Source organism: Maribacter sp. C-4077 (genome assembly GCF_055378385.1).
In genome coordinates this window covers 750,834-775,184 of sequence record NZ_AP038807.1, presented here as the reverse complement: position 1 = coordinate 775,184, position 24,351 = coordinate 750,834, and the positions used below count along the sequence as shown (strand labels likewise).

24 protein-coding genes and 1 riboswitch are annotated in these 24,351 nt (G+C 41.6%); of the genes, 22 read left to right on the top strand and 2 right to left on the bottom strand.

All coding sequences use genetic code 11. The features are described from left to right. From cobA to ACZ41C_RS03415, 12 genes are all read left to right on the top strand, one after another. The gene (cobA, locus tag ACZ41C_RS03470; protein WP_464564355.1) at positions 1 to 837 is read left to right on the top strand and encodes a uroporphyrinogen-III C-methyltransferase; all 837 of its coding nucleotides are present in this window, start codon (positions 1 to 3) and stop codon (positions 835 to 837) included. Positions 838 to 896: 59 nt separating this feature from the next. Then, complete coding sequence (locus tag ACZ41C_RS03465) at positions 897 to 1,958, top strand: NAD(P)/FAD-dependent oxidoreductase (RefSeq protein ID WP_464564353.1); 1,062 nt, start codon at positions 897 to 899, stop codon at positions 1,956 to 1,958. 139 nt (positions 1,959 to 2,097) lie between these two features. After that, a riboswitch (SAM riboswitch) is annotated at positions 2,098 to 2,223 on the top strand. Positions 2,224 to 2,316: 93 nt separating this feature from the next. Beyond that, a complete protein-coding gene (locus ACZ41C_RS03460) occupies positions 2,317 to 3,321 on the top strand; it encodes a homocysteine S-methyltransferase family protein (RefSeq protein WP_464564351.1) in 1,005 nt (334 codons plus the stop codon). A gap of 2 nt (positions 3,322 to 3,323) precedes the next feature. Continuing rightward, positions 3,324 to 6,020, top strand: a complete 2,697-nt coding sequence (gene metH, locus ACZ41C_RS03455; RefSeq protein ID WP_464564349.1) for a methionine synthase — start codon at positions 3,324 to 3,326, stop codon at positions 6,018 to 6,020. A gap of 219 nt (positions 6,021 to 6,239) precedes the next feature. After that, the gene (gene metF / locus ACZ41C_RS03450) at positions 6,240 to 7,193 is read left to right on the top strand and encodes a methylenetetrahydrofolate reductase [NAD(P)H] (protein WP_464564347.1); all 954 of its coding nucleotides are present in this window, start codon (positions 6,240 to 6,242) and stop codon (positions 7,191 to 7,193) included. A 163-nt stretch (positions 7,194 to 7,356) separates the two neighbouring features. Continuing rightward, positions 7,357 to 8,454 carry an acyloxyacyl hydrolase gene (locus tag ACZ41C_RS03445; RefSeq protein ID WP_138259308.1) on the top strand — a complete coding sequence of 366 codons (1,098 nt, stop codon included), beginning with the start codon at positions 7,357 to 7,359 and terminating at the stop codon, positions 8,452 to 8,454. An 84-nt stretch (positions 8,455 to 8,538) separates the two neighbouring features. After that, positions 8,539 to 9,258 (top strand): head GIN domain-containing protein, encoded by a 720-nt coding sequence (locus tag ACZ41C_RS03440; protein ID WP_464564345.1) that lies wholly within the window; start codon positions 8,539 to 8,541, stop codon positions 9,256 to 9,258. A 113-nt stretch (positions 9,259 to 9,371) separates the two neighbouring features. Then, positions 9,372 to 9,836 carry a hypothetical protein gene (locus ACZ41C_RS03435; RefSeq protein WP_464564343.1) on the top strand — a complete coding sequence of 155 codons (465 nt, stop codon included), beginning with the start codon at positions 9,372 to 9,374 and terminating at the stop codon, positions 9,834 to 9,836. A 239-nt stretch (positions 9,837 to 10,075) separates the two neighbouring features. Beyond that, positions 10,076 to 10,903 (top strand): prephenate dehydratase, encoded by an 828-nt coding sequence (locus ACZ41C_RS03430; protein WP_464564340.1) that lies wholly within the window; start codon positions 10,076 to 10,078, stop codon positions 10,901 to 10,903. Then, positions 10,900 to 12,048 (top strand): pyridoxal phosphate-dependent aminotransferase, encoded by a 1,149-nt coding sequence (locus ACZ41C_RS03425; RefSeq protein WP_464564338.1) that lies wholly within the window; start codon positions 10,900 to 10,902, stop codon positions 12,046 to 12,048. Before ACZ41C_RS03430 ends, ACZ41C_RS03425 begins: the two co-directional genes overlap by 4 nt. A gap of 75 nt (positions 12,049 to 12,123) precedes the next feature. Beyond that, a complete protein-coding gene (locus ACZ41C_RS03420; RefSeq protein ID WP_464564336.1) occupies positions 12,124 to 12,984 on the top strand; it encodes a prephenate dehydrogenase in 861 nt (286 codons plus the stop codon). After that, positions 12,984 to 14,066, top strand: a complete 1,083-nt coding sequence (locus tag ACZ41C_RS03415) for a bifunctional 3-deoxy-7-phosphoheptulonate synthase/chorismate mutase type II (protein WP_138259314.1) — start codon at positions 12,984 to 12,986, stop codon at positions 14,064 to 14,066. Before ACZ41C_RS03420 ends, ACZ41C_RS03415 begins: the two co-directional genes overlap by 1 nt. A 113-nt stretch (positions 14,067 to 14,179) precedes the next feature. On the opposite strand, the gene ACZ41C_RS03410 is transcribed toward ACZ41C_RS03415, so the two are convergent. Then, positions 14,180 to 14,626, bottom strand: a complete 447-nt coding sequence (locus ACZ41C_RS03410; RefSeq protein WP_464564333.1) for a hypothetical protein — start codon at positions 14,624 to 14,626, stop codon at positions 14,180 to 14,182. A 162-nt stretch (positions 14,627 to 14,788) separates the two neighbouring features. Between ACZ41C_RS03410 and rsgA the strand changes: the two genes are divergently transcribed. The 10 genes from rsgA to ACZ41C_RS03360 all read left to right on the top strand — a co-directional run bounded on the left by rsgA (position 14,789) and on the right by ACZ41C_RS03360 (position 24,059). Then, entirely contained in the window at positions 14,789 to 15,742 is a 954-nt protein-coding gene (rsgA, locus tag ACZ41C_RS03405; protein WP_464564331.1) for a ribosome small subunit-dependent GTPase A, read from the top strand. Beyond that, a complete protein-coding gene (gene dtd, locus ACZ41C_RS03400; RefSeq protein WP_464564329.1) occupies positions 15,739 to 16,191 on the top strand; it encodes a D-aminoacyl-tRNA deacylase in 453 nt (150 codons plus the stop codon). Before rsgA ends, dtd begins: the two co-directional genes overlap by 4 nt. Continuing rightward, positions 16,191 to 16,517 carry a nucleotide pyrophosphohydrolase gene (locus tag ACZ41C_RS03395; RefSeq protein WP_464564327.1) on the top strand — a complete coding sequence of 109 codons (327 nt, stop codon included), beginning with the start codon at positions 16,191 to 16,193 and terminating at the stop codon, positions 16,515 to 16,517. Before dtd ends, ACZ41C_RS03395 begins: the two co-directional genes overlap by 1 nt. A 36-nt stretch (positions 16,518 to 16,553) precedes the next feature. Then, positions 16,554 to 17,783: a 3-phosphoshikimate 1-carboxyvinyltransferase gene (locus tag ACZ41C_RS03390; RefSeq protein ID WP_464564325.1), complete on the top strand. Its 1,230-nt coding sequence runs from the start codon at positions 16,554 to 16,556 to the stop codon at positions 17,781 to 17,783. Between the two features lie 170 nt (positions 17,784 to 17,953). After that, the gene (queA, locus tag ACZ41C_RS03385; protein WP_138259320.1) at positions 17,954 to 19,006 is read left to right on the top strand and encodes a tRNA preQ1(34) S-adenosylmethionine ribosyltransferase-isomerase QueA; all 1,053 of its coding nucleotides are present in this window, start codon (positions 17,954 to 17,956) and stop codon (positions 19,004 to 19,006) included. Positions 19,007 to 19,099: 93 nt separating this feature from the next. Further along, positions 19,100 to 20,146 (top strand): dual-specificity RNA methyltransferase RlmN, encoded by a 1,047-nt coding sequence (gene rlmN, locus ACZ41C_RS03380; RefSeq protein WP_464564323.1) that lies wholly within the window; start codon positions 19,100 to 19,102, stop codon positions 20,144 to 20,146. 116 nt (positions 20,147 to 20,262) lie between these two features. Beyond that, entirely contained in the window at positions 20,263 to 21,240 is a 978-nt protein-coding gene (locus ACZ41C_RS03375) for a polyprenyl synthetase family protein (protein WP_154920603.1), read from the top strand. Positions 21,241 to 21,578: 338 nt separating this feature from the next. Next, positions 21,579 to 22,142: an RNA polymerase sigma factor gene (locus ACZ41C_RS03370; RefSeq protein ID WP_138259323.1), complete on the top strand. Its 564-nt coding sequence runs from the start codon at positions 21,579 to 21,581 to the stop codon at positions 22,140 to 22,142. Continuing rightward, complete coding sequence (locus ACZ41C_RS03365) at positions 22,129 to 22,884, top strand: hypothetical protein (RefSeq protein WP_464564321.1); 756 nt, start codon at positions 22,129 to 22,131, stop codon at positions 22,882 to 22,884. The genes ACZ41C_RS03370 and ACZ41C_RS03365 overlap by 14 nt, the downstream gene beginning before the upstream one ends. 95 nt (positions 22,885 to 22,979) lie before the next feature. Then, positions 22,980 to 24,059: a coiled-coil domain-containing protein gene (locus ACZ41C_RS03360; protein WP_138259325.1), complete on the top strand. Its 1,080-nt coding sequence runs from the start codon at positions 22,980 to 22,982 to the stop codon at positions 24,057 to 24,059. Between the two features lie 52 nt (positions 24,060 to 24,111). On the opposite strand, the gene ACZ41C_RS03355 is transcribed toward ACZ41C_RS03360, so the two are convergent. After that, a complete protein-coding gene (locus ACZ41C_RS03355; protein WP_464564319.1) occupies positions 24,112 to 24,351 on the bottom strand; it encodes a zinc-ribbon domain-containing protein in 240 nt (79 codons plus the stop codon).

The following is a 24,351-nucleotide window of genomic DNA, read 5'->3' as shown; positions in this document are numbered from 1 at the left end:
ATGCAGTTTAATAAACAAACCAATCAAAAAACAATCGCAGCGGCAGTAAACACTCCCTTCCAAACGGGGGGGAGGTTAACTGTTGTGGGAGCAGGACCAGGTGACCCTGAATTGATTACCGTTAAGGCAATAAATGCCCTTCAAAGCGCCGATGTAGTTTTGTATGATGCTCTTGTTAACGAAGAGCTTTTACAATATGCCCCAAAGGCAGAAATGATATTCGTTGGAAAAAGAAAAGGTTGTTACACCTATCAACAGGACCAAATAAATGAGTTGATTGTTTCCAGAGCAAAATCCCACGGACACGTAGTCCGGTTAAAAGGGGGTGATCCCTTTGTTTTCGGCCGTGGTGCGGAGGAAATGGAATTTGCAGCTTCCCACGGTCTGGAAACGGCAATGGTTCCTGGAATTTCGTCCAGTTTAAGTGTGCCGGCCTACCAAAATATCCCAGTTACCAAAAGAGGGGCTTCGGAGAGTTTTTGGGTCATTACGGGAACTACAAAACAGCATAAATTATCAGGAGACTTAGCCTTGGCAGCTAAAAGTAATGCTACGGTTGTCATTCTCATGGGAATGTCCAAATTACCCGAAATTGTTTCTTTTTTTAAAAAGGAAGGGAAGGACGAAACAGCTATTGCCATTATCCAAAATGGTACTTGGAAAGACGAGAAAATAGCGGTAGGGACTATTTCCAATATAGAAGACGAAGTAAAGAAGAATAGGTTGTCCAATCCTGCCATTATTATTATTGGTGAAGTGGTTGGACATCGGCAAAAGCTTGTCGAAATAAAAAAACGATATGTAAATAGTAAAGAGTTAAAAGTTCTAAGTGAATAGATAAAAGATTTTTTTACCTAAACAGCTAACTCCTAACCACTAAATCCTAATTAAGAAGTATGATAAAAACAGATATTGTAATCATAGGTGCAGGCCCAACAGGATTATTTACCGTATTTGAAGCAGGACTGCTAAAATTAAAATGCCATCTTATCGATGCATTGCCACAGCCTGGTGGTCAGTGCTCGGAGATTTATCCCAAAAAACCGATTTATGATATTCCAGCTTTTCCGGAAATATTGGCGGGTACATTAGTGGATAATCTTATGGAACAGATAAAGCCATTTGAAGCCGGATTTACCTTGGGAGAACGGGCGGAAACCTTGGACAAACAAGAAGATGGCTCCTATATAGTTACCACGAACAAAGGTACACAGCACCATGCACCCGTTGTGGTGATTGCAGGCGGTTTGGGCTCTTTCGAGCCAAGAAAGCCTCCCATTTCCAATATTGTGGATTTTGAGGATAAAGGCGTGGCCTATATGGTTAAGGACCCGGAGGTCTATCGTGGTAAAAAGGTGGTTATTGCCGGTGGAGGAGATTCTGCCCTAGACTGGGCCATTTTCTTGGCCGATGTCGCTTCGGAAGTATCCTTGGTTCACCGTAGAAATGAATTTCGAGGAGCCTTGGACTCTGTTGAGAGAGCATCGGAATTGGCCAAATTGGGTAAAATAAAATTATTCACGGAAGCCGAGGTTAAAAAATTATATGGCGATGAGAAGTTGGAAGCCGTTGTCATCAAACATAACGACGCCGAAAAGGGTGAAACCTACCTAGAAGTGGATAATTTTATTCCGCTTTTTGGACTTTCACCGAAATTGGGTCCTATCGGAAATTGGGGATTGGAAATTGAGAAGAATGCTATAAAGGTGAACAATGCCAAGGACTATCAGACAAATATACCGGGAGTTTTTGCCATTGGAGATGTCAATACCTATGAGGGGAAGTTGAAATTGATTCTTTCCGGTTTTCATGAAGCGGCGGTAATGTGTCAGTATGCTTATCAAATCATCAATCCTGGCAAACGATATGTGATGAAATATACTACGGTGGGTGGGGTAGAAGGATTTGATGGCTCCAAAAAAGAGGCTAAAAAAGAAGTGGTTCAAAGTATATCATAGTAATCTTTAAAACGACTAAGGAACCCTTCAAGAATACTAATTGAAGGGTTTTTTGTTATGGAAAAGTCTTTACAAAAATGATTATTTGGTTTTGAACGGGTAGAGCCGTTACTTTGCCCCAGTTCTTTTAAAAACTGTATTGTTATCAAGAAAGGTGGAGGGAATAGACCCATTGAAGCCTTGGCAACCCTTGGTCTAGTCTGATTTGGTCAGTAGGTAAGTAGGTGCTACGTTCTATCCCGAATGCCATCGGGAAAGATAACCCCAAAAGGCTTAGCCCAAATTCCTATTCTTGATTCCTTACATTACATTTAAATGATTTAAAATAGGAGGTTATTACGTCCAATATGAAACAGAAATGAGCAATATAAAAGAGGAAATTCAAAAAAGGATTTTGGTATTGGATGGTGCGATGGGCACCATGTTGCAGCGATATAAGTTTACAGAGGCGGATTTTCGTGGTGAACGATTTAAGGATTGGCATATTGATGTTAAAGGCAATAACGATATGTTGGCGTTGACACAACCTGAAGCCTTGGCCGAAGTGCATCGTAAGTATTTAGAGGCTGGGGCGGATATCATTGAGACCAATACTTTTTCCAGTACCACCATAGCCATGGCAGATTATGAGATGGAGGATTTTGTCTATGATTTTAATTATGAATCGGCCGTCATTGCTAAAAAAGTTGCCGAAGAGTACACGTTGAAAACACCTGAAAAACCACGTTTCGTTGCGGGTAGTATGGGACCTACGAATAAAACAGCCAGTATGTCCCCAGATGTAAATGATTCAGGTTACAGGGCCATTACTTTTGAGGAATTACGCATAGCGTATAAACAACAAGTAAAAGCCCTTTTGGATGGTGGTGTGGATGTTTTGTTGATAGAAACCATAACGGACACCTTAAATTGTAAGGCCGCTTTATTTGCAATAGAAGAAGTAAAGGAGGAACGAAATATAGACGTTCCAATCATGATAAGCGGGACCATTACGGATGCATCTGGCAGAACGTTAACGGGTCAAACCGCGGAGGCATTTCTTATTAGCGTATCCCATATTCCTTTGTTAACTGTAGGATTCAACTGTGCCTTGGGAGCTAAGGACTTAGTGCCCCATTTAGAGGTCCTTTCCAAGAAGAGTGAGTTCGGAATCTCGGCCCATCCCAATGCCGGACTGCCCAATGCTTTTGGGGAATACGACCAAAATCCGGAACAAATGGCGAGTCAAATTAAGGAGTATTTGGATAAAGGGTTGATTAATATTATTGGGGGTTGTTGTGGAACTACGCCCGCCCATATTAAAGCAATTGCTGATTTGGTTAAGGATTACAAGCCAAGGCCATTAATGGTAGAGCAGGTATAGATATGGAAAGCAAACAAAAAAAATACCTTAAACTAAGCGGTCTGGAACCTTTAGTGGTTACACCAGAAAGTAATTTTATTAACGTAGGAGAAAGGACCAACGTAGCTGGTTCCAAAAGATTTCTGCGACTGATAAAAGAGGAAAAATTTGAAGAAGCATTGGATGTTGCTAGGGAACAGGTAGAAGGAGGAGCCCAGATAATCGATATCAACATGGACGATGGACTGATCGATGGTAAAGCAGCCATGGTCAAGTTTTTGAATTTGGTCATTGCCGAACCAGATATTGCGCGTGTCCCCATCATGATCGATAGTTCCAAATGGGAGATTATCGAAGCAGGTCTGCAAGTGGTTCAAGGTAAATGTGTTGTTAATTCCATTAGTCTAAAAGAGGGCGAAGCGGAATTCATACATCACGCCAAATTGATTAAGCGATATGGGGCTGCGGTCATCGTTATGGCTTTTGATGAAGTTGGCCAGGCGGACAATTACGAAAGACGTATTGAAATCGCCCGACGTTCTTACGATATTCTGGTTAACCAAGTGGGCTTTCCTCCAGAGGACATCATTTTTGACCTGAATATATTTCCAGTAGCTACGGGGATGGACGAACACAAATTGAATGCGCTCGACTTCATAAAAGCTACGAAATGGGTTAGGGAAAACTTACCCTATTGCAGTGTTAGTGGTGGCGTAAGTAATGTTTCTTTTTCATTTCGTGGTAATAATCCAGTTCGGGAGGCCATGCATTCGGTGTTTTTGTATCATGCGATAAAGGCCGGAATGAACATGGGTATCGTAAACCCAACGATGTTGGAGGTATATGACGATATTCCCAAGGACCTTCTGGAGCACGTAGAGGACGTAATGTTAAACCGTCGAGAAGATGCAACGGAGCGGCTCCTGGAATTTTCGGAATCCGTTGTAGGTAAGGGCAAGGAAAGCAAGGTGGATAATTCTTGGAGAGAGGAACCCTTGCAGGAACGAATTACAAGGGCATTGGTCAAAGGAATCGATCAGTATATTGAAGTGGATGTGGAAGAAGCCAGACAGGCATCTGACAAACCTATTGAAGTCATTGAAGGACATTTGATGACCGGGATGAACGTGGTAGGGGATTTATTCGGGAGCGGTAAAATGTTCCTGCCCCAAGTAGTGAAATCGGCGCGGGTCATGAAAAAAGCCGTTGCCTATTTGTTGCCCTATATTGAAGAGGAGAAATTGGCCAATCCGCAGGAAGGGGACTCCGAAGGTAATGGAAAAATATTGATGGCGACCGTGAAGGGGGATGTCCACGATATTGGAAAAAATATTGTCAGTGTGGTGCTGGCGTGTAACAATTATGAGATTATTGATTTGGGGGTAATGGTACCTCCGGAAAAAATAATACAGGAAGCCATAAACCATAATGTGGATATCATAGGCCTGAGCGGATTGATCACCCCTTCCTTGGATGAAATGGTACATCTTGCGAAGGAGATGCAACGAAACAATTTTAATATCCCATTACTGATTGGAGGGGCAACGACGAGCAAGGCCCATACCGCAGTCAAAATTGATCCCCAATATACGGAGGCCGTGGTCCATGTAAACGATGCTTCCAGGGCCGTAACCGTCGTTGGCGATCTTCTACAGAAAGAAACTTCGGCGGCTTACAAAATCAGAATTAAGGAAGACTATGATGACTTTAGGGACAAATTTTTAAAGCGTTCCGTAAAGAAGGAATATAAAACCATAGTGCAGGCCCGTGAGAATAAGTTTCAAATCGACTGGGGCAACGCTAAAATAAAGGAACCTCATATGATGGGGATACAGGTGATAGAAAATCAAGAGCTGGATAAATTAGTCTCCTATATTGATTGGACCCCTTTCTTTAGAAGTTGGGAATTACATGGGAAATATCCCGATATATTGACCGACGAAGTGGTTGGGGAACAAGCAAGAGATTTATTTTCTGATGCGAAAAAAATGCTCAAGGATATATTAGACAAGAAACAGCTAAAAGCAAAAGCTGTATTTGGATTGTTTCCGGCAAATACCGTAAATGCTGATGATATCGAGGTCAGGAATCCTGATGATGGAAATACCTATGAGTTTAGGACACTAAGACAACAGTTACAGCGCAGGGAAGGCGTTGCAGATTATGCCCTGGCCGATTTTATTGCACCAAAGGAAAGCGGTGTCCAGGATTATATTGGGACTTTCTGTGTTTCCACAGGTTTTGGTACCGCTGAATTGGCTGCGGAATTTGAAAAGAATTTGGATGATTACAGTTCAATTATGGTCAAGGCATTGGCGGACCGTTTGGCCGAGGCCTTTGCGGAATATTTGCATAAGGAGGTGAGAATCAACTATTGGGGCTATGCCAAGGATGAAAATTTAAGTAATGAGGAATTGATCAAGGAATCGTACAAAGGAATACGCCCGGCCCCGGGATACCCAGCATGTCCTGATCATTTGGAAAAACTGACCATTTGGGAATTACTTCAAGTAGAGGAAAGAATAGGGGTAAAGCTAACGGACAGTCTGGCCATGTGGCCGGCAGCATCGGTTTCAGGGTATTATTTTGCCAATGCGGAAGCGAAATATTTTGGACTGGGAAAAATTAAGGAAGACCAAGTAGCAGATTTTGCCCAAAGAAAAGGAATCAGTTTGGAAAAGGCCAAAAAATGGCTCGCGCCAAATATTGCCGATGATTGATATGCGTTAGGGATTGAAGCGGCATCTTTTATAAATTGTAGATTTATAAATATATAGCTGAAAGCCCGCCCGAACGCCCAAAAAATGAAAGGCCACCTAGCCCCCAAAGAGGGAATAAAAGTATCGGTCATATTAATTGTGGAAGGTTGAAATTTTAAAATAATAAATAGAGTCCCCGATTAAGCTCCCTCTCCTTGGGAGAGGGCGGGGGAGAGGCCCATGAAAGTAACGGAACATATAAAAAAAGCCAAGGGTAAAACCTTGTTCTCATTCGAGCTGATACCGCCCGTGAAGGGCAAAAGCATTCAGGAACTGTATGATAATATAGATCCGCTGATGGAGTTCAAACCGCCATTTATCGATGTGACCACCTCCAGGGAGGAATATGTATATATAGACAAAGGCGGACTTTTGGAGAAAAAGGTGACCCGAATGCGGCCCGGTACGGTGGGGATTTGTTCCTCCATCCAGCACAAATATCATGTGGATACGGTTCCGCATCTGTTGTGCGGCGGTTTTACCAAGGAGGAAACGGAATATGTGTTGGTGGATTGTCATTATCTGGGTATTGATAATGTAATGGCGCTCCGGGGGGATTCCATGAAAGAGGAACGATATTTTGTGCCTACGGAAGGGGGCCATTGCTATGCCAAGGAATTGGTTTCCCAAATACGGAATCTGAGTCGTGGGGAATATTTGCATGAAACCATTGACTCTGATGATAATGCTGATTTCTGTATAGGCGTGGCCGGATATCCCGAAAAGCATTTGGAAGCTCCTTCTTTGCAAACCGATTTAAAACGATTAAAGGAAAAAGTGGATGCCGGGGCGGACTACGTGGTGACACAGATGTTTTTTGATAATCAAAAGTTCTTTGAGTTCGTGGAGGCCGCTAAAAGCATAGGTATCAATGTCCCCATTATCCCTGGAATAAAACCAATTGCGGTAAAAAGACATCTGCAATTGTTGCCGCAGGTGTTTCGGATCGATATTCCTCAGGATTTAATAGATTCGGTGGAAGCTTGTCAAAACAACAAAGATGTACGACAAGTAGGTATAGAATGGGCCATTCAGCAATCCAAGGAATTGAAGTCGGCCGGTGTACCCGTTTTGCACTATTATTCCATGGGAAAATCGGACAATATCAAGGCCATAGCGAAAGAGGTTTTTTAAGTTTGTTAGCAGTTAGCAGTTAGCAGTTAGCAGTTAGCAGTTGGCACCGACTTCTTTTTTTTAAATTAAAGAAGAGGAAACGGTCTTTGATATATTCGTTACAAACTTTCAACTAAGAACACATAACTATAAACTGTCCACAACTTCATTACCTTTGCCATTCATGAATTGGAAATGTTTTTTGTTTTTATCCCTTTTGGGAACTTTATGTTTTTCCCAAGATGCGGAGGTCAAAAAGCATACCTTGGACCTAAGTCAGTTCTATGGCTCGGTTATGCTTCATAACACCGACATTTCCCATTTAATTACCAATCACCCTGGGGGATTTATCTTAGGTTATAACCGAAAAACATACGGTTCCAAAGAATGGGAGGAACTCTATAATTATCCGGATTATGGGGCTTCCTTCATATATCAGGACATGAACAATCCAACCTTGGGACAGAACTACGGGCTATACGCGCATTACAATTTCTATTTCTTAAAAAGGAACATCCAATTTAGGATCGGGCAAGGGATTGCGTATACCACCAAACCGTACGACAGGGAGGAAAACTTTAGGAACAACGCATATGGGTCGGATTTTCTGAGTTCCACCTTCTTGATGCTCAATTATCACAAGGAGAATATTATTTCTGGATTGGGTTTGAAGACTGGGGTTTCTGTCATCCATTATTCCAATGGAAATTTTAGGGCACCCAATACGTCCACCAATACCTTTGCGCTCAATTTGGGGCTGACCTATGATTTGGACGGTGGTGAGGAATTGGCCTATATAAGGACTCCCGACCGTGAAAAAGTGACGGAACCGGTCCGTTATAATCTGATATTGCGCGGGGGACTCAACGAAAGCGATGTAATAGGTTCCGGACAATATGGGTTTTTTATTTTTTCTGGATATGCCGATAAAAGATTGGGAAGGAAAAGTGCCATTCAGGTAGGGGCCGATGTGTTTTTTTCGAATTTTTTGAAGGAACTGATTCGGTTTCAGGCCACGTCATTTCCCGAAATGGATGTCCAGCCCGATGATGATTACAAACGAATTGGCGTTTTCTTGGGTCATGAACTGTTCATCAATAAAGTGTCTGTTATCACGCAGCTGGGCTATTATGTGTATTATCCCTTTGATTTTGAAGGACGTGTGTATAATAGAGTTGGTTTAAAACGCTATTTTGGAAAGCAATGGTTTGGTGCCATTACATTGAAATCGCATGGTGCCGCTGCCGAAGCCGTCGAATTTGGAATGGGAATACGATTATAGAAAATGTTTAGGAACAAAAATCATCAAAAAAATAAATGTAAGCAATGGTTGCATCATTGCTTTGTGATTTTCATTATTTGTTTAGTGCCTACGTCTTGTAGTAACGAAAATGCACCCGATTGCTTACAAACTTCAGGTGAAATCATACGCGAGGAAGTTGAAGTGCCTGAATTCGATAAGATAACCGTTTTTGAAAAAATTGCCTTGGTTTTGAAACAAGGAGATTCCCAGAAGGTGGAGGTAGCGACAGGGGAGAATTTGTGGGAAGAATTATCTGTTGCGGTTGAGGGTGACCGACTCATACTTAGAAATGAAAATGGGTGTAATTTTTTTAGGGAGTACGGGCTGACCACCGTATATGTAACTTCGCCCAATATCAGTGAAATCAGAAGTAGCACGGGATTGGCCATAACGAGCGATGGTGTGCTCTCCTATCCAAGCCTTACGTTGCTTTCTGAAAGTTTTTTGGTTCCTGAAGCGGAAACCACGGACGGCGAATTCTACCTAGACCTAAATACGGGAGACCTCAGCATTGTCGTAAACGGGATAGCCTATTTTAAATTAAGGGGAAACACCCAAAATTTGAATGTGAACATAGCTGCAGGGGATTCCAGGGTGGAAGCGCAAGCATTGGTCTCCCAAAACGTTTCCATAAATCATAGGGGAAGTAATGATATCTTGGTCAATCCGCAGGAATCCATTTCCGGGGTCATAAGAGGGTACGGGGATGTTATTTCCTATAACCGACCGAACACCGTGGACGTATCCGTAATCTTCAACGGAAGGTTGGTCTTTAGGGACTAGTTTTGGAACCCGTTTCCAACCGATGTACGCTATCTGCATATTAAAAACATGTTAAAGGATACACGACTTATTCTTGTCCAATATTTCTTATTTATCTTTAAACAAAAAATACTATGATTTCATCAAAAATATTTCAGTTTGTAACTTTAGTGACGCTCACGTTCGCACTGCAAAATTCTGTTGCCCAAGAGATAACCGTTTTTCAAGGAATGTGGGGAGATCAGTTTTATCAGGACAAGGATAAAATGACCTGGAAAGAATTTGGTATGGCCATGGATTCAAATCCCGCTTCAGAAGTATATTGGTCCAAGGCCAAAAAGCAATTCGGCGTTACCTTCGCGGCAGCGACCGCCAACCTAGGTTTTGGGATTTGGTACTTGGTCAATGAGAACAATGACAATGATACCACAGCGCCAATAATTGGCTTTGCAGGTACGGCGGTCGTGGGATCCATCTTCTATTGCCTTGCCAAAAAGAATAAGAAAGATGCCATATTGGAATTCAACGACAGTCTGGGAAAAACGACTTATAGGTTGGTGCCCTCGGATAGAGGCGTTGGGTTGGCGTTGAAGTTTTAGGCATCAATTTTTCAATGTTTTATCTAATTTTTTAAAAAAGTCTGGGGACTTCACTTGGAGATTTGAATATAATTATTACTTTAGCCCCGGTTTTAAAGATTATGACAAAGCAATATTTCTGGAATGGTTTTTATTTTTACTTCTTTTTTAAGAGAGGTACGGGACTGTTGTAGTATGTTGCAAACAAAATAATACGAAAGGTCCCGTGAAAAACGGGACTTTTTTTTTAGAAAAAAGTCGTGCCAATAAGAGTAGCCATACAAGGAATTAAAGGGTCTAACCACCATCAAGTAGCCAAGGATTATTTTGATGAGCAAGTGGATTTGGTAGAATGTCTTTCGTTTGATGCCGTAGTGGATGAATTACTTAGAAAGAATGCGGACAAGGGTATCATGGCCATTGAAAACTCCATCGCCGGGTCCATCATTCCAAACTATGCCTTGGTGCATAAGAACAACCTTCATATCATAGGGGAATATTATCTGAATATCCATCATAATCTCATGGTGTTGAAAGGTCAGAAATTCAAGGATATTAGGGAGGTAAGTTCCCACCCCATGGCATTATTGCAGTGCAAGGAGTTCTTTAAGGATTATCCCAATATTAAACTGGTGGAGGATGTGGATACGGCAGAAACGGCAAAGCGCATCCACGATAAGAAATTAAGGCATATTGCGGCCATCGCTCCCAAGGTCGCGGCAGAATTATACGATTTGGACATCGTAGCGGACGATATACAGACCATCAAAAATAATTCTACCCGTTTTATCATTGTCAAAACAAAAAACAAGGAACTATCCAAGGAAGAGATAAACAAGGCGTCATTACGGTTTTTAACGGACCACAAACGCGGTAGTTTGGCCACAGTGCTGAACGTGATGAGCGACTGTAATTTAAACCTGACCAAAATTCAGTCCCTCCCCGTAATCGAAACACCTTGGAAATATTCTTTTTTTGTGGATGTGACATTTAACAAATATGAGGATTTTGATAAAGCAAAATTACTCTTGAATATCATGTTGGAGGAGGTAAAGATATTGGGAGAATATAAAAACGCCATGTTATGATACGAACTGCCAAACGATTGGAATCGGTTCAGGAATATTATTTCTCCAAGAAATTGAGGGAGGTAAGAGGGCTTATGGCCAAAGGTAGGCCCATTATTAACATGGGTATTGGAAGTCCGGATCTGGCTCCTTCTGATGCAGTTATACAAACCGTTCAAAAGGCTATTCTAGACGATGGCGCACATCAATACCAAAGCTATCAGGGCTTGCCCGAATTTAGAAATGCCATTGCCGCGTTCTACAAAAGGAAATTCGGGGTAACGGTCGATGCTGGAAACGAGATACTACCTTTAATGGGTTCCAAGGAAGGAATCATGCACATAAGCATGGCATTTTTGAACAAGGGCGATGAAGTGTTGGTGCCCAATCCGGGGTATCCTACCTATACATCCGTTACGAACTTGGTGGAAGCGGTGCCAGTTAATTACGATCTCACGGAAGGTAACGGTTGGTTCCCGGATTTGGACATTTTGGAGACCCAAGACCTTTCAAAAGTAAAGTTGATGTGGGTAAGCTATCCGCACATGCCCACCGGGGCAACCGCGACTAGGGAACAATTTTCAAAATTGATCGCCTTTGCCAAAAGAAACAATATTCTTTTGGTGAACGATAACCCCTACAGTTTTGTACTGAACGATAATCCGCAAAGTATGCTCTCGATAGATGGAGCCAAAGAGGTATGCTTGGAACTGAATTCGTTAAGCAAGACATTCAATATGGCCGGATGGCGCGTTGGTTTCGTTTTGGGAAATGCAGAATTTTTGGAGGCCGTGCTAAAGGTGAAGAGCAACATGGATTCCGGAATGTTTTATGGTATTCAAAAAGGAGCCATAACCGCTTTGGAAAGCACGGATGCGTGGTATAGTGACCTCAACGAGCTTTACAGGGAGCGCAGGCAACTTATTTTCCAATTGGCGAAAAAATTGGGCTGCAGTTATGATGAAGATGCCGTGGGTATGTTCGTTTGGGCCAAATTGCCCATGAGTATTACCTCGGCAGAAGCATTTATAGACAATATTTTATATGATAGGGATATCTTCATCACACCGGGAACCATTTTTGGAAGTAACGGGGAAGGGTATATCCGATTTTCCCTCTGCGTATCAAAAGAGAAGATTCAGGAGGCTATTTCAAGATTTGAATAGATAGTAGATGTACAGGTTAGAAAACATGATAATAACATCAAAATTCCCCTCCTTGGGAGGGGCAAAGGGAGACCTATGAACGTTTTTGTAATTGGAATAGGTCTAATTGGAGGTTCCTTTGTAAAGGATATTAAGGCAATAATGCCCGATGCTATGGTATTTGGTATAGATGCGAATCCGGACCATTTGGAGGAGGCCCTGTCTCTGGGGCTAATAGAGCATAAGGCCAACTATGGGGATTTGCCCAAAGCGGATTTCGTTCTGGTAAGCATTCCTGTGAACGAAATGGTGAAGGAATTGCCAAGAATCTTGGATGTTGTTGATGATGATTGTGTGGTATGCGATGCTGGTTCCACCAAGGAACTCATTTGCAAGGCCTTAGCCAACCATCCCAAAAGACGAAATTTTTTGGCCTGTCATCCCATAGCGGGTACTGAGTTTTCAGGGCCATCCGCAGCCGTACTGGGCTTGTACGAGGGCAAAACCAATATTATCTGTGAAGTGGAAAAGACCGCCTTTAAATTGCAGGAAAGGGCCTTGGAGATTTTTCAGCTGTTGGGAATGAGGATTCGGTATATGAACCCAAAGGCCCACGACAAGCATATCGCCTATGTCTCCCATTTGTCACACATAAGCTCTTTTATGTTAGGAAAGACGGTAATTGAAAAAGAGAAAAATGAACGCGATATTTTTGACATGGCAGGCAGTGGATTTGAAAGCACCGTGCGTTTGGCAAAAAGTTCACCTGCCATGTGGACGCCCATTTTTGAGCAGAACAAGGAAAACGTCATAGAGACCTTAGACGAATACATTCAAAACCTGATGGAATTTAGGGAATTGTTGAAAGAGGATGATTTTGAGGGTATTTACAATGAAATGAACAATACGAACAAAATAAAATCAATTTTAAAAGGAATACCGATAAATAAGAAGTAATGGAGAACAAGAAAGAAATGAGATCCTGGTTGGATGATATGAACTTGAGCCATCCGCTGGTAATTGCAGGACCGTGTAGTGCTGAAACAGAAGAGCAGGTTTTAAAAATCGCACATGAATTAAAGGATACCGATGTAAATTATTACCGTGCAGGTATTTGGAAACCAAGAACACGTCCTGGGAACTTTGAGGGAGTAGGTGCCCTGGGCCTTAAATGGTTACAGAAAGTACGTGAGGAAACCGGATTAAAAACGGCCACCGAAGTTGCCAATAGGGCGCATGTGGAATTGGCGCTGGAGTATGATGTGGATTTGTTGTGGATCGGGGCCCGTTCCACTGTAAGTCCATTTATCATGCAAGAATTGGCCGATGCCTTGGAGGGAACCGACAAAATCGTTTTGGTAAAAAATCCTGTAAATCCGGATTTGGCCCTCTGGTTGGGAGGTATAGAAAGATTGTATACCGCTGGAGTCAAAAAATTGGGCGCCATTCACCGTGGCTTTTCCACGTACGAGAAAAGCAAATATAGGAATATCCCGGAGTGGCAAATGGCGGTCGAGTTTCAGGACAAGTTTCCAGATTTACCATTGATTAACGATCCATCGCATATTACAGGAAAAAGGGATATGATCTTTGATGTATCCCAAACCGCCCTAGATCTTAATTTTGATGGTTTGATGATCGAAACGCACCACGATCCCGATAACGCTTGGAGCGATGCCGCCCAGCAGGTAACACCAAAAAGGCTAATCCAGATTATGAAAGATCTGAAGATTAGAAAGGAGACCGATGTTGAGGCGGAGTATAATTCTAAATTAAGCAATCTACGCGCCCAAATTGACGTAATAGATAATCAATTGATAGATATCCTAGGAAAGCGTATGAAGATTTCCGATAGTATCGGGGCATTGAAAAAGGAGCGTAACGTTGCCGTGCTACAATCCAACCGTTGGAACCAAATCTTGGGTGCCATGATTTTGGAAGGCGAAAGTAAAGGTCTTAGTGAGGAGTTTATTTTGAGAATGTTCAAGGCGATTCACCAAGAGTCCATCAACCATCAGGAAAAGATTGTAAATGGATAGAACTAAAAAAAGCCCCGTTTCATCGGGGCTTTTTTATTGTCACCACCAAAGGATATAAAACCTAGAGGCATTCCTTGAAATTAAAAGTTTGTTTTCTGCACAGACCTCATGGGCTAGTTTACTTTTTTAAATACATATCGGGTTATAAAAATACCCTGTCCGTCCTTATCACCGGCATCGGCCTCTACACCACTGGTTACAAAAACCAGTTCCCAACCCTCGGCGGCCATGGCGGTTAGTTTGGAAGAAATGAGCGCATCGTTTGCGGCAATGTTTTGGAACCTGATTCCGGCGATATTGTAAAAATTCAGCAATTTGGTTTCCTCAAAATCCTTTACCCGTATATCGGAGCGGTCCGCTTTATTCCTAGAATTGTCCTCTTCTGTTTGTATGGATGAAAATTCTTTGTAATCCCTATCTGCATTTCCGTCAATAATTCTAGATCTTCCCAATCCACTGGGTACTATGGATTCTACGGTGGTAATTATTTTATATTCCTGGGATTGTACGGCGGTTACCACTAAAAAAGTAACAAAAAGGGTAAATTGTAATTTTCTCATGATTTTGGTTTTTAAGTGGATGAATAATTAGTTTTCATACATACCAAATTTACTGTAAACTACTTTTAGGTGGCATAATAAAATTAGTAGTGGGGTTAAAAGATGTATGCAAATGGATTCTAAAAGTATTGTCGTTTCTTTGTAGCTGGAAACATGAACAAAATGAAAGGAAAAGTCTATAAATCAACAGGAAGTTGGTATACCGTAAAAGGTGCGGACGGTTCTTTTTATGAATGCCGAATAAAGGGCAAATTCAGGATTAAGGGTATAAAAAGTACCAACCCCATAGCAGTTGGTGACCATGTCCATTTTGAATTGGATGACAAGGGTGATGAAAAGGTAGGTGTAATCCATAGTATTGAAGACCGGAAAAACTATATCATCCGTAAATCCGTAAATCTCTCCAAACAGACCCATATCATCGCCGCCAACCTTGACCAGGTCTTTTTGTTGATTACATTGAATAACCCGATTACCTACACGATATTCATTGACCGGTTTTTGGTAACCGCTGAAGCGTATGATGTTCCAGTTGTATTGGTCTTTAACAAGATCGATACCTATTCCCAAGAAGAAACCGATGAGATAAAGTTTTTGGCGTCCCTGTATCGGGAAATTGGGTACACCTGTATAGGAATATCGGCGAAGACCGGAAAGAACGTGGACAAAATCAAGGAAATGATGAAAGGAAAAACCTCCATGTTTTCCGGACATTCCGGTGTTGGAAAATCTACCTTGATCAATGCCATAGAACCCAATTTGGAAATAAAGACCGCGGAGATTTCCCAACAGCACTTACAGGGACAGCATACAACCACTTTTGCCGAAATGTTCGATTTAAGTTTTGGGGCCCAGATCATAGATACGCCCGGTATCAAAGGATTTGGAATCGTGGATATGGAAAAGGAAGAAATAGGGGATTACTTTCCGGAACTATTTAACCTAAAGCAGGACTGCAAGTTCAACAATTGTATTCATGTGGATGAGCCCCATTGTGCGGTAAAGAGAGCATTGGAAGCGGGGAAGGTTTCCTGGAGCCGCTATAAAAGCTATTTGCAAATGATCAATGGCGAGGACGATACTTATAGGATGGACATGTACGGGGAGAGAAAATGAGAACAGTCATTCAGAGAGTATCCAAGGCACGTGTAACCGTTGAGGGAAAAGTCATTTCATCCATTGGAGAAGGCCTTCTTTTATTACTAGGTATTGTTGCCGAGGATAGCGATGAGGATATCGATTGGCTAGTTAAAAAGGTTCTAAATCTTCGGATTTTTAATGATGGTTCTGGAGTGATGAACAAATCCATATTGGATATTGGTGGCGAAATAATTGTGGTAAGTCAGTTTACCTTGCACGCATCGACCAAAAAAGGCAATCGACCTTCTTACATTAAGGCAGCAAAACCTGAAAACGCCATCCCACTTTATAAAAGATTCGTTTACAAAATGGAGTTGGAATTTGGTAAAAAAGTAGGAACGGGCATTTTTGGTGCGGACATGAAGGTAGATCTTCTAAATGATGGCCCCGTGACAATTATCATCGATACAAAAAACAAGGAATAATGAACATAAAAAATGCACAGAAGGCGGTCGACGAATGGATACGGCAACACGGTGTCCGTTACTTCAATGAACTAACCAATATGGCGCAATTGACCGAAGAGGTGGGTGAAGTAGCCCGTATTATTGCCCGTAGGTACGGTGAGCAAAGCGAAAAGGAGTCCGATAAATCCAAGGATTTGGGTGAGGAACTGGCGGATGTCCTCTTTGTAGTACTATGTTTGGCGAACCAGACCGGTGTAGATTTACAACAGGCTTTTGATAAAAAGTTAGATTTGAAAACGAAGCGCGATCATGATCGCCATCACAACAACAAAAAGTTGAAATAATAGTATCTTTGGCCTTCGTTTTTAATTTCATTTATCTTGAAACTTCACCTTTCCGGTCCAGAGAATAATTTACTTAAGGATACGATTAAAATAACGGGTTCAAAGAGTGAATCCAACCGTTCACTTTTACTATCGGCACTATATCCCGGTATCAAAATAGAGAACCTTTCAAATTCAGATGATGCCCAAGTCATGGAAGCAGGGCTAACTAAGCGAGAAGGTACTGTGGACATTCACCATGCGGGTACCGCTATGCGTTTTCTGACAGGGTATTTTGCGGCCCTTGAAGGGAGCGATGTTGTGCTGACCGGTTCTAAAAGAATGACGGAACGACCTATTAAGATTTTGGTCGATGCCTTGGACGAACTCGGGGCCAACATTTCGTATGAGAAGGAAGAAGGGTATCCGCCTCTTCGCATCAAAGGGAAAAAGCTATCCAAAAACCGGGTACGTCTGCCGGCCAATATTAGTAGCCAATATATTTCTTCACTATTGTTGATAGCACCCAGTTTGGAAAATGGTCTTGAGCTGGAGCTTGTTGGGAAAATAACCTCTGTACCCTATATAAATATGACCTTGGGTTTACTGAATGAAATTGAAATAGAAACTAATTTTCAAGGGAATACGATTTCGGTCAAACCCAAAGCATCGGTCAACCCTGTTACCTTGGTAGTGGAATCCGACTGGAGTTCAGCGTCTTATTTTTACAGTATCGTGGCATTATCGGAGGTGGGGACGGAAATTACATTATCTGCCTACAAAAAAAATAGTCTCCAAGGCGATAGCATACTTAAGGAGATTTATACCGCTTTTGGTGTGGAGACCTCCTTCGGAGAAAACCGGATTACATTAAAAAAAGTTCCCAATAATCCAACCTCCTTTATTGAATATGACTTGGCAAATGCCCCGGATATCGCACAGACCATCGCTGTTACGTGTTTTGGAATGGGGATCGGTTGCCAACTGACGGGACTTCACACACTAAAAATCAAGGAAACCGATAGATTGGAAGCCCTGAACACCGAGCTTACAAAACTGGGAGCGGATATTTCAGTAACGGACAAAACGCTTACGTTAGGGACTTCAACCCTAATGAACAGGGACGTTGCCATAGATACTTACAATGACCATAGAATGGCCATGGCCTTTGCTCCCTTGGCCTTGAGAACTTCATTGGTCATCAACGATGCCATGGTGGTTACAAAGTCCTATCCCGATTTTTGGAACGATCTTCAAAAACTGCATTTTAAGGTGCGGGAATTATAATTTATCTTTTACTTGACAACCCCCTGTTATGGGTCGTATATTTGCAGCCGCAAAATGCTATACAATAAATAGCTAAATGAAACCCTCATCCAGGGATTTGTTATGATACGTTAAATACCTCTACAAAAGGAAATGTTTAAATATCAAGCTATTGACCTAATATTAAACGAATGAAACTATCCAATTTTAATTTTGAGCTTCCCAAGGAGCTATTAGCAGAACATCCGTCCGAGAATAGGGATGAATCCAAATTAATGGTCATAGATACCAAAACTGGTAAAATTGAGCATAAAATGTTCAAGGATATGATCGATTATTTTGATGAGGGCGATGTAATGGTACTCAACAATACGAAAGTTTTTCCGGCTAGATTGTACGGTAACAAAGAAAAAACAGGGGCCCGTATAGAGGTATTTCTTTTGCGCGAGCTCAACGAAGAGCAGCGCCTTTGGGACGTTTTGGTAGATCCTGCCAGAAAAATCAGAATTGGAAACAAACTGTATTTTGGAGATGATGAAACCTTGGTCGCCGAGGTTATTGACAACACCACATCCCGAGGTAGGACATTGAGGTTCCTTTACGATGGTGCTTATTTGGATTTTAGAAGAAAACTTAGGGAACTGGGCGAAACCCCGTTACCCAAATACATAAAAAGGAACGTGGAGCCTGAGGACGAGGAAAGGTACCAGACCATTTATGCCAAGCATGAAGGTGCCGTGGCCGCTCCAACGGCGGGACTTCATTTTTCAAAACACTTGTTGAAAAGGTTGGAAATCAAGGGCATAAATTTTGCCGAACTAACCTTACATGTTGGACTTGGAACATTTAACCCGGTTGAGGTAGAAGATCTATCCAAACACAAAATGGATAGCGAGGAGTTGATCATTGATGAAAAGGCCACTGAAGTAGTCAATAATGCCATTGCCAAGAAAAAACGAATCTGTGCCGTTGGAACCACTGCCATGCGAGGATTGGAAAGTGCAGTTTCTTCCAATCGCACCTTGAATACGTTTGAAGGGTGGACCAATAAATTCATTTTTCCTCCGTATGAGTTCAGCATTGCCAATTCGATGATCACCAATTTTCATTTGCCAAAATCTACGTTGCTGATGATGATATCGGCTTTTATGGGCCATGATTTAATGAAAAAGGCTTATAAAGAGGCGATTATGGAAAGCTATAGGTTTTATTCCTATGGCGATGCCATGCTCATTTTACGGTAATAGGCCTTAAATAGTTTAGACCGACGATGTAAATCCCGCTTTATCAGTCCGTTGAAAAGCGGGATTTTTGTCGATAGGCATTACAACTTTCATATGGAAACCAAGAAAAGGGACATAAGGGCATTGACCAGGGAACAGCTTCGGGATTTTTTTGTATCCCAAGGAGACAAAGCGTTCCGGGGCAATCAAGTGTATGAATGGCTATGGCAAAAATCCGCGCATTCTTTTGATTTAATGACCAACTTGTCCAAGGCGACCAGGGATATGATGGAGGAGAATTTTGTAATCAACCATATTCAGGTAGATCAAATGCAACGCAGTTCCGACGGAACTATAAAAAACGCGGTTCGGTTGCATGACGATTTGGTGGTGGAGTCGGTTTTGATTCCTACCAAAACAAGAACTACGGCCTGTGTATCCAGTCAGGTAGGTTGCAGTCTGGACTGCAAATTTTGCGCTACGGCCCGTTTAAAACGGATGCGAAACCTGAATCCAGATGAAATCTACGATCAGGTAGTTGCCATAGATAATGAAAGCCGATTGTATTTTGACAGGCCCTTGAGCAATATCGTATTCATGGGAATGGGAGAGCCGTTGATGAACTACAACAATGTATTGAAGGCCATTGAAAAAATAACGTCTCCAGAAGGATTGGGCATGTCCCCAAAGCGGATTACCGTTTCTACTTCAGGCGTTCCAAAGCTCATCAAAAAAATGGCCGATGATGCCGTGAAGTTTAAATTGGCTGTTTCTCTGCATTCCGCCATTGACGAAACCAGAACGTCCATAATGCCCTTTAATGCGACGTTTACATTGGCCGACCTAAGGGAGGCACTGGTATATTGGTACCAAAAGACCAAAAGCAGGATTACTTATGAATATGTTGTCTGGGAAGGTATTAACGACCAGCGAAAGGATGTGGATGCCCTAGTCGAATTTTGCCGATTTGCCCCGTCCAAAGTCAACCTGATCGAGTATAACCCCATTGATGACGGTGATTTTCAACAGGCCTCCAATAAAGCCATTGAGATGTACGTAGAAACTTTGGAGAAAAACGGAATCACGGTGACGGTTAGAAGGTCCCGGGGTAAGGATATTGATGCGGCCTGCGGACAGTTGGCCAATAAGTCGGGAGGTTAAAAGTTAAAAGTGAGAAATGAAAAGTCTTTTTGCAAACAGCTAACCCCTAATTCCTATTCCCTAATTACTGCTTAATCCCCTCTTTTCCCTAATTTTGACATTCTAAGCCAGACTGCTTGAAAATCGTATCTCAAATAAAGGAACCGATCACCCGGGAAATGGATCTCTTTGAAACCAAATTCCGGGATTCCATGACCTCTAAGGTTGCCCTCCTCAATAGAATTACGTATTACATCGTCAACAGGAAAGGCAAACAGATGCGACCCATGTTCGTTTTTCTCACGGCCAAATTATTGAACCAAGGGGAGGTAAACGAGCGGACGTATAGAGGGGCTTCCGTTATCGAATTGATACACACGGCTACTTTGGTCCACGATGACGTGGTGGACGAAAGCGACAAGCGTCGCGGTTTTTTCTCTATCAATGCCCTTTGGAAAAACAAAATTGCCGTTTTGGTGGGAGATTACCTCTTGTCTAAAGGACTGTTGCTTTCCATTGATAACGGTGATTTTGATCTACTCAGAATTATTTCCGTTGCCGTAAGGGAAATGAGCGAAGGAGAACTGCTACAAATAGAAAAGGCCAGAAGATTGGATATTACCGAAGATGTATATTACGATATCATACGGCAAAAAACCGCAACTTTGATCGCAGCCTGTTGCAGCCTTGGCGCTTGTTCCGTAAAACCCGATAGTCCCGATGTGGAAACTTTCAGGAAATTTGGAGAATTATGTGGTATGGCTTTTCAGATAAAAGATGACCTTTTTGACTACGGGGAGGAGAAAATAGGGAAACCGACCGGAATCGATATCAAGGAGCAAAAAATGACCCTTCCGTTGATCTATGCCTTGAACAACTGTTCTAAAAAGGAAAAGGGCTGGTTGATAAATTCGGTCAAGAACCACAATAAAAACAAAAAGCGGGTAAAGGAGGTCATCGCCTTTGTCAAACAAGTGGGCGGCTTGGAATATGCGGTTGCCAAAATGCTCCAATTTAAAGACGAAGCCCTTTCCTTGCTGCATCAATATCCAAAATCAGATTACCGGGATTCCTTGGAACTGATGGTAAATTATGTGGTAGAGCGTAAAAAGTAATTTCTATTTTGGCTACTTTGTAATCTGGATATCCATTAACAACAAGACTCCCGTACAAATTAATGAACCATTAAAGTACCGTACCTCTACATGAATCAAATTTTCTTTTGGACAGGTAGTTGAGATCCTATTTTAATTTTAGTACTACTTAATAAGAATTATAATGGTTGGCATGCTCCATTGAGAATGAAAACCTGTCAGGTTTAGACAACAAAGGTGTGATAGCCCATCAAGGTTTATTTTAAACGATAGTTATCGATTTATTTAATTTTTTTTTGATTTCTGGGCAACCAAATAGACTTGGTAAGCGTCTATGTAAATAGAAGACCATAAAGGATTTGAAAATTATACCCTTTTATAGAAACGAACGGCAACTGATACAAAAGGCCATTAATGGGAATAGGGAAGCCCAAAAGGTTTTGTATACCCATCATGCCCCAAAGATGCTTAGTGTCTGTAGACAATATATAAAGGATATACATTTTGCTGAGGATGTGATGATTCAAGGTTTTGTAAAGATGTTCAAACAATTGGACACCTTTAAATTTGAGGGAAGCTTTGAAGGTTGGGTGCGGAGGATTATGATTCGGGAGAGTATTTCCTTCCTTAGAAAACAGCAATTCGTAGTTTATGACGATGAAGTGTATGTGGAGAATCAATCCAATTCGTCCGAACTCGTTTCCGATTTGGATACGGAACACATCCAAAGACTTATAGACGCCCTTCCACAAGGCTATAAAATGGTCTTTGTACTGTATACCATAGAAGGATACAAACATCAAGAGATTGCCAAAATGTTGGATATTACGGAAAGCACCTCCAAATCCCAACTTTTTAAGGCCCGGAAAATGCTCCAAGAGCAATTACAGGAACAAAATATCATTGGATATGGAACCAGATAAATTTGAAAAGTATATTAAAAGCAAGTTGGAAGAAAGGAGAATCGCTCCTTCGGATGGGGCTTGGGAAAGGATTTCAGGTCAATTGGAAAGCTCAAAGGAGCAACCAAAAAACGGTTATTTCTGGATGGGAATAGCGGCAAGTTTTATCCTACTTTTAGGAGCCTCGCTTTTTTTCTTTACCCGATCTGAAGAAATTGAAGGGATATCCCCGAATATAGTGGTCGATGTAGAACAGCCCAAAATCATTGAACAAAACTCGGAATTCAAGGACTCCACTGTTTTTGAAGTTACACCGCCCGAAGCCATTGTAGTAACTAAAAATGAGGAAACAAAAGGGAATCAGGATGAAATCCTACGGTCAACGTCTAAAAGCCAACAGGAATCGGCTAAAGATATGGAGATGCTAGTTTCAAATACGTCTAAGGCACCTTTGGAGGATGAAACTGTTCCAACGGTCCCCGTAGAAATTCTGGATGCAAAAATCGCTGAGGTCATCGCTCAAGTAAACATCATGGAACTAAATGGAAATATAACAGATGCGGAAGTAGATTCTCTTTTAATGAACGCACAAAAGGAAATCCTGAGACAAAAATTAGTTGAAAACAATACTACGGTCAATGCAATAGCCTTGTTGACCGAGGTGGAGGAAGAACTTGATCAATCCTTCCGAGATCAACTATTTGAAACCTTAAAGGCCGGTTTTCTGAAGGTTAGAACGGCCGTGGCCGACAGGAACGACTAAATCATTTAATCATTTATTATTTATTGAGCTCTGTATTTTACTACAGGGACTGGAGTTTTATTCATCAACAATCAAAATCAAAATCGAAAAAAGAAATGAGAACAATTACAACATTTGTCTTGCTATGTATCACCTTGTTTGTGGTTCAATCAATCTCCGCACAGGAAGATTATGAAAAAAAGGTCAAAGCCCTGAAGAGTCAAAAAGAAAAAGTAACCGAACAGGAAAAGGAGGCCTTGAAAGTAGAGGTTTCGGAAATAAACAAGCGACTTGAGGATGGAATAATTTCTGAGGAGGATGCCCAAAAACTAAAAGAGGAAGCGGCAGAAAAGCGTGCTTTGAATATAGAAAACAGGCTCGCGATTATCGATAATCAGATTTCCTTACTGCAACGTAATGAAGGGATTTTGTTCAACGATATCCAAGTAGATTCCGTACCCGAGGGTCAAATACGAATAGGTATTGATATTGGGGGAAAGCCTGCGGAAAGCTACGTTTTTAACACCAATTATTGGAAACGGGATTTGAGATATGATAGACGTACGTATTCTGATTTTGTTCTTGCAGCAGGCTTTAACAATGCCATTATCGACGGTCAATCCCTGAACGATTCTCCATATCAGTTAGGAGGGAGTCGGTTTTTTGAAATGGGTTGGCAGTGGCGGACCAGGGTGTTTGACAATACCAATTTTCTAAGGTTGAACTATGGGTTTTCATTCCAGTTCAACGGTCTTAAGATGAAGGACAATCAGTATCTTGTTCTAAACGACCAAGGTGTTGCCGAGCTTCAACCGTTTCAGTTTGATCTTGACAAATCCAAATTTAGGATGGACAACCTTGTATTTCCCGTTCATTTTGAATTCGGTCCCTCAAAATTAAAACAAACGGAGAAAACCATAAGATATTCCCTTCGCAATCAGTTTCGTTTGGGAATAGGGGGTTATGGAGGTTTTAACATCGGTACAAGGCAAAAACTAAAATACGACCAAGATGGCAGCAGTGTGAAAGATAAATTGAAAAGGGATTACAATACCAACAACCTTATTTATGGTATAAGTGCCTACGCGGGCTTTGACGGTGTGTTGCTATATCTCAAATATGACCTTAATCCAATTTTCAAGAATGCGGCCATTGAACAAAGAAACGTGTCCTTGGGTCTGCGTTTCGATCTCTAAATTATATGATTATTTGAATTGGTGAGGGCATACCTGTACGGTATGCCCTTTTTTAATTTGTGAGCCTTTTCATTTCCTCTGAAAATTCATCTGGGTAGTACACTCGTTTGCAATGGCTACATTCCACCATTTTCGATGCCGAAATCTTGAAAAGTTTTATCCAAAAAACATGAAAGTAATTTCCTGAAATATAAGCGGTTAAGGTCCCTATTTGATTGCAATAAGGGCAGGTTAGGTTATCCAGGTTTTTGATTTCTGTTTTTCCGGGCCGTGTACCAAAGAAAAGAATCAT

Excerpts from the sequence above, each read along its gene's own strand:
- cobA (WP_464564355.1), top strand. The coding sequence starts at position 1 with ATGCAGTTTAATAAACAAACCAATCAAAAAACAATCGCAGCGGCAGTA.
- ACZ41C_RS03465 (WP_464564353.1), top strand. The coding sequence starts at position 897 with ATGATAAAAACAGATATTGTAATCATAGGTGCAGGCCCAACAGGATTA.
- ACZ41C_RS03460 (WP_464564351.1), top strand. The coding sequence starts at position 2,317 with ATGAGCAATATAAAAGAGGAAATTCAAAAAAGGATTTTGGTATTGGAT.
- metH (WP_464564349.1), top strand. The coding sequence starts at position 3,324 with ATGGAAAGCAAACAAAAAAAATACCTTAAACTAAGCGGTCTGGAACCT.
- metF (WP_464564347.1), top strand. The coding sequence starts at position 6,240 with ATGAAAGTAACGGAACATATAAAAAAAGCCAAGGGTAAAACCTTGTTC.
- ACZ41C_RS03445 (WP_138259308.1), top strand. The coding sequence starts at position 7,357 with ATGAATTGGAAATGTTTTTTGTTTTTATCCCTTTTGGGAACTTTATGT.
- ACZ41C_RS03435 (WP_464564343.1), top strand. The coding sequence starts at position 9,372 with ATGATTTCATCAAAAATATTTCAGTTTGTAACTTTAGTGACGCTCACG.
- ACZ41C_RS03425 (WP_464564338.1), top strand. The coding sequence starts at position 10,900 with ATGATACGAACTGCCAAACGATTGGAATCGGTTCAGGAATATTATTTC.
- ACZ41C_RS03420 (WP_464564336.1), top strand. The coding sequence starts at position 12,124 with ATGAACGTTTTTGTAATTGGAATAGGTCTAATTGGAGGTTCCTTTGTA.
- ACZ41C_RS03415 (WP_138259314.1), top strand. The coding sequence starts at position 12,984 with ATGGAGAACAAGAAAGAAATGAGATCCTGGTTGGATGATATGAACTTG.
- ACZ41C_RS03410 (WP_464564333.1), bottom strand. The coding sequence starts at position 14,626 with ATGAGAAAATTACAATTTACCCTTTTTGTTACTTTTTTAGTGGTAACC.
- rsgA (WP_464564331.1), top strand. The coding sequence starts at position 14,789 with ATGAAAGGAAAAGTCTATAAATCAACAGGAAGTTGGTATACCGTAAAA.
- dtd (WP_464564329.1), top strand. The coding sequence starts at position 15,739 with ATGAGAACAGTCATTCAGAGAGTATCCAAGGCACGTGTAACCGTTGAG.
- ACZ41C_RS03395 (WP_464564327.1), top strand. The coding sequence starts at position 16,191 with ATGAACATAAAAAATGCACAGAAGGCGGTCGACGAATGGATACGGCAA.
- queA (WP_138259320.1), top strand. The coding sequence starts at position 17,954 with ATGAAACTATCCAATTTTAATTTTGAGCTTCCCAAGGAGCTATTAGCA.
- rlmN (WP_464564323.1), top strand. The coding sequence starts at position 19,100 with ATGGAAACCAAGAAAAGGGACATAAGGGCATTGACCAGGGAACAGCTT.
- ACZ41C_RS03365 (WP_464564321.1), top strand. The coding sequence starts at position 22,129 with ATGGAACCAGATAAATTTGAAAAGTATATTAAAAGCAAGTTGGAAGAA.
- ACZ41C_RS03360 (WP_138259325.1), top strand. The coding sequence starts at position 22,980 with ATGAGAACAATTACAACATTTGTCTTGCTATGTATCACCTTGTTTGTG.
- ACZ41C_RS03355 (WP_464564319.1), bottom strand. The coding sequence starts at position 24,351 with ATGATTCTTTTCTTTGGTACACGGCCCGGAAAAACAGAAATCAAAAAC.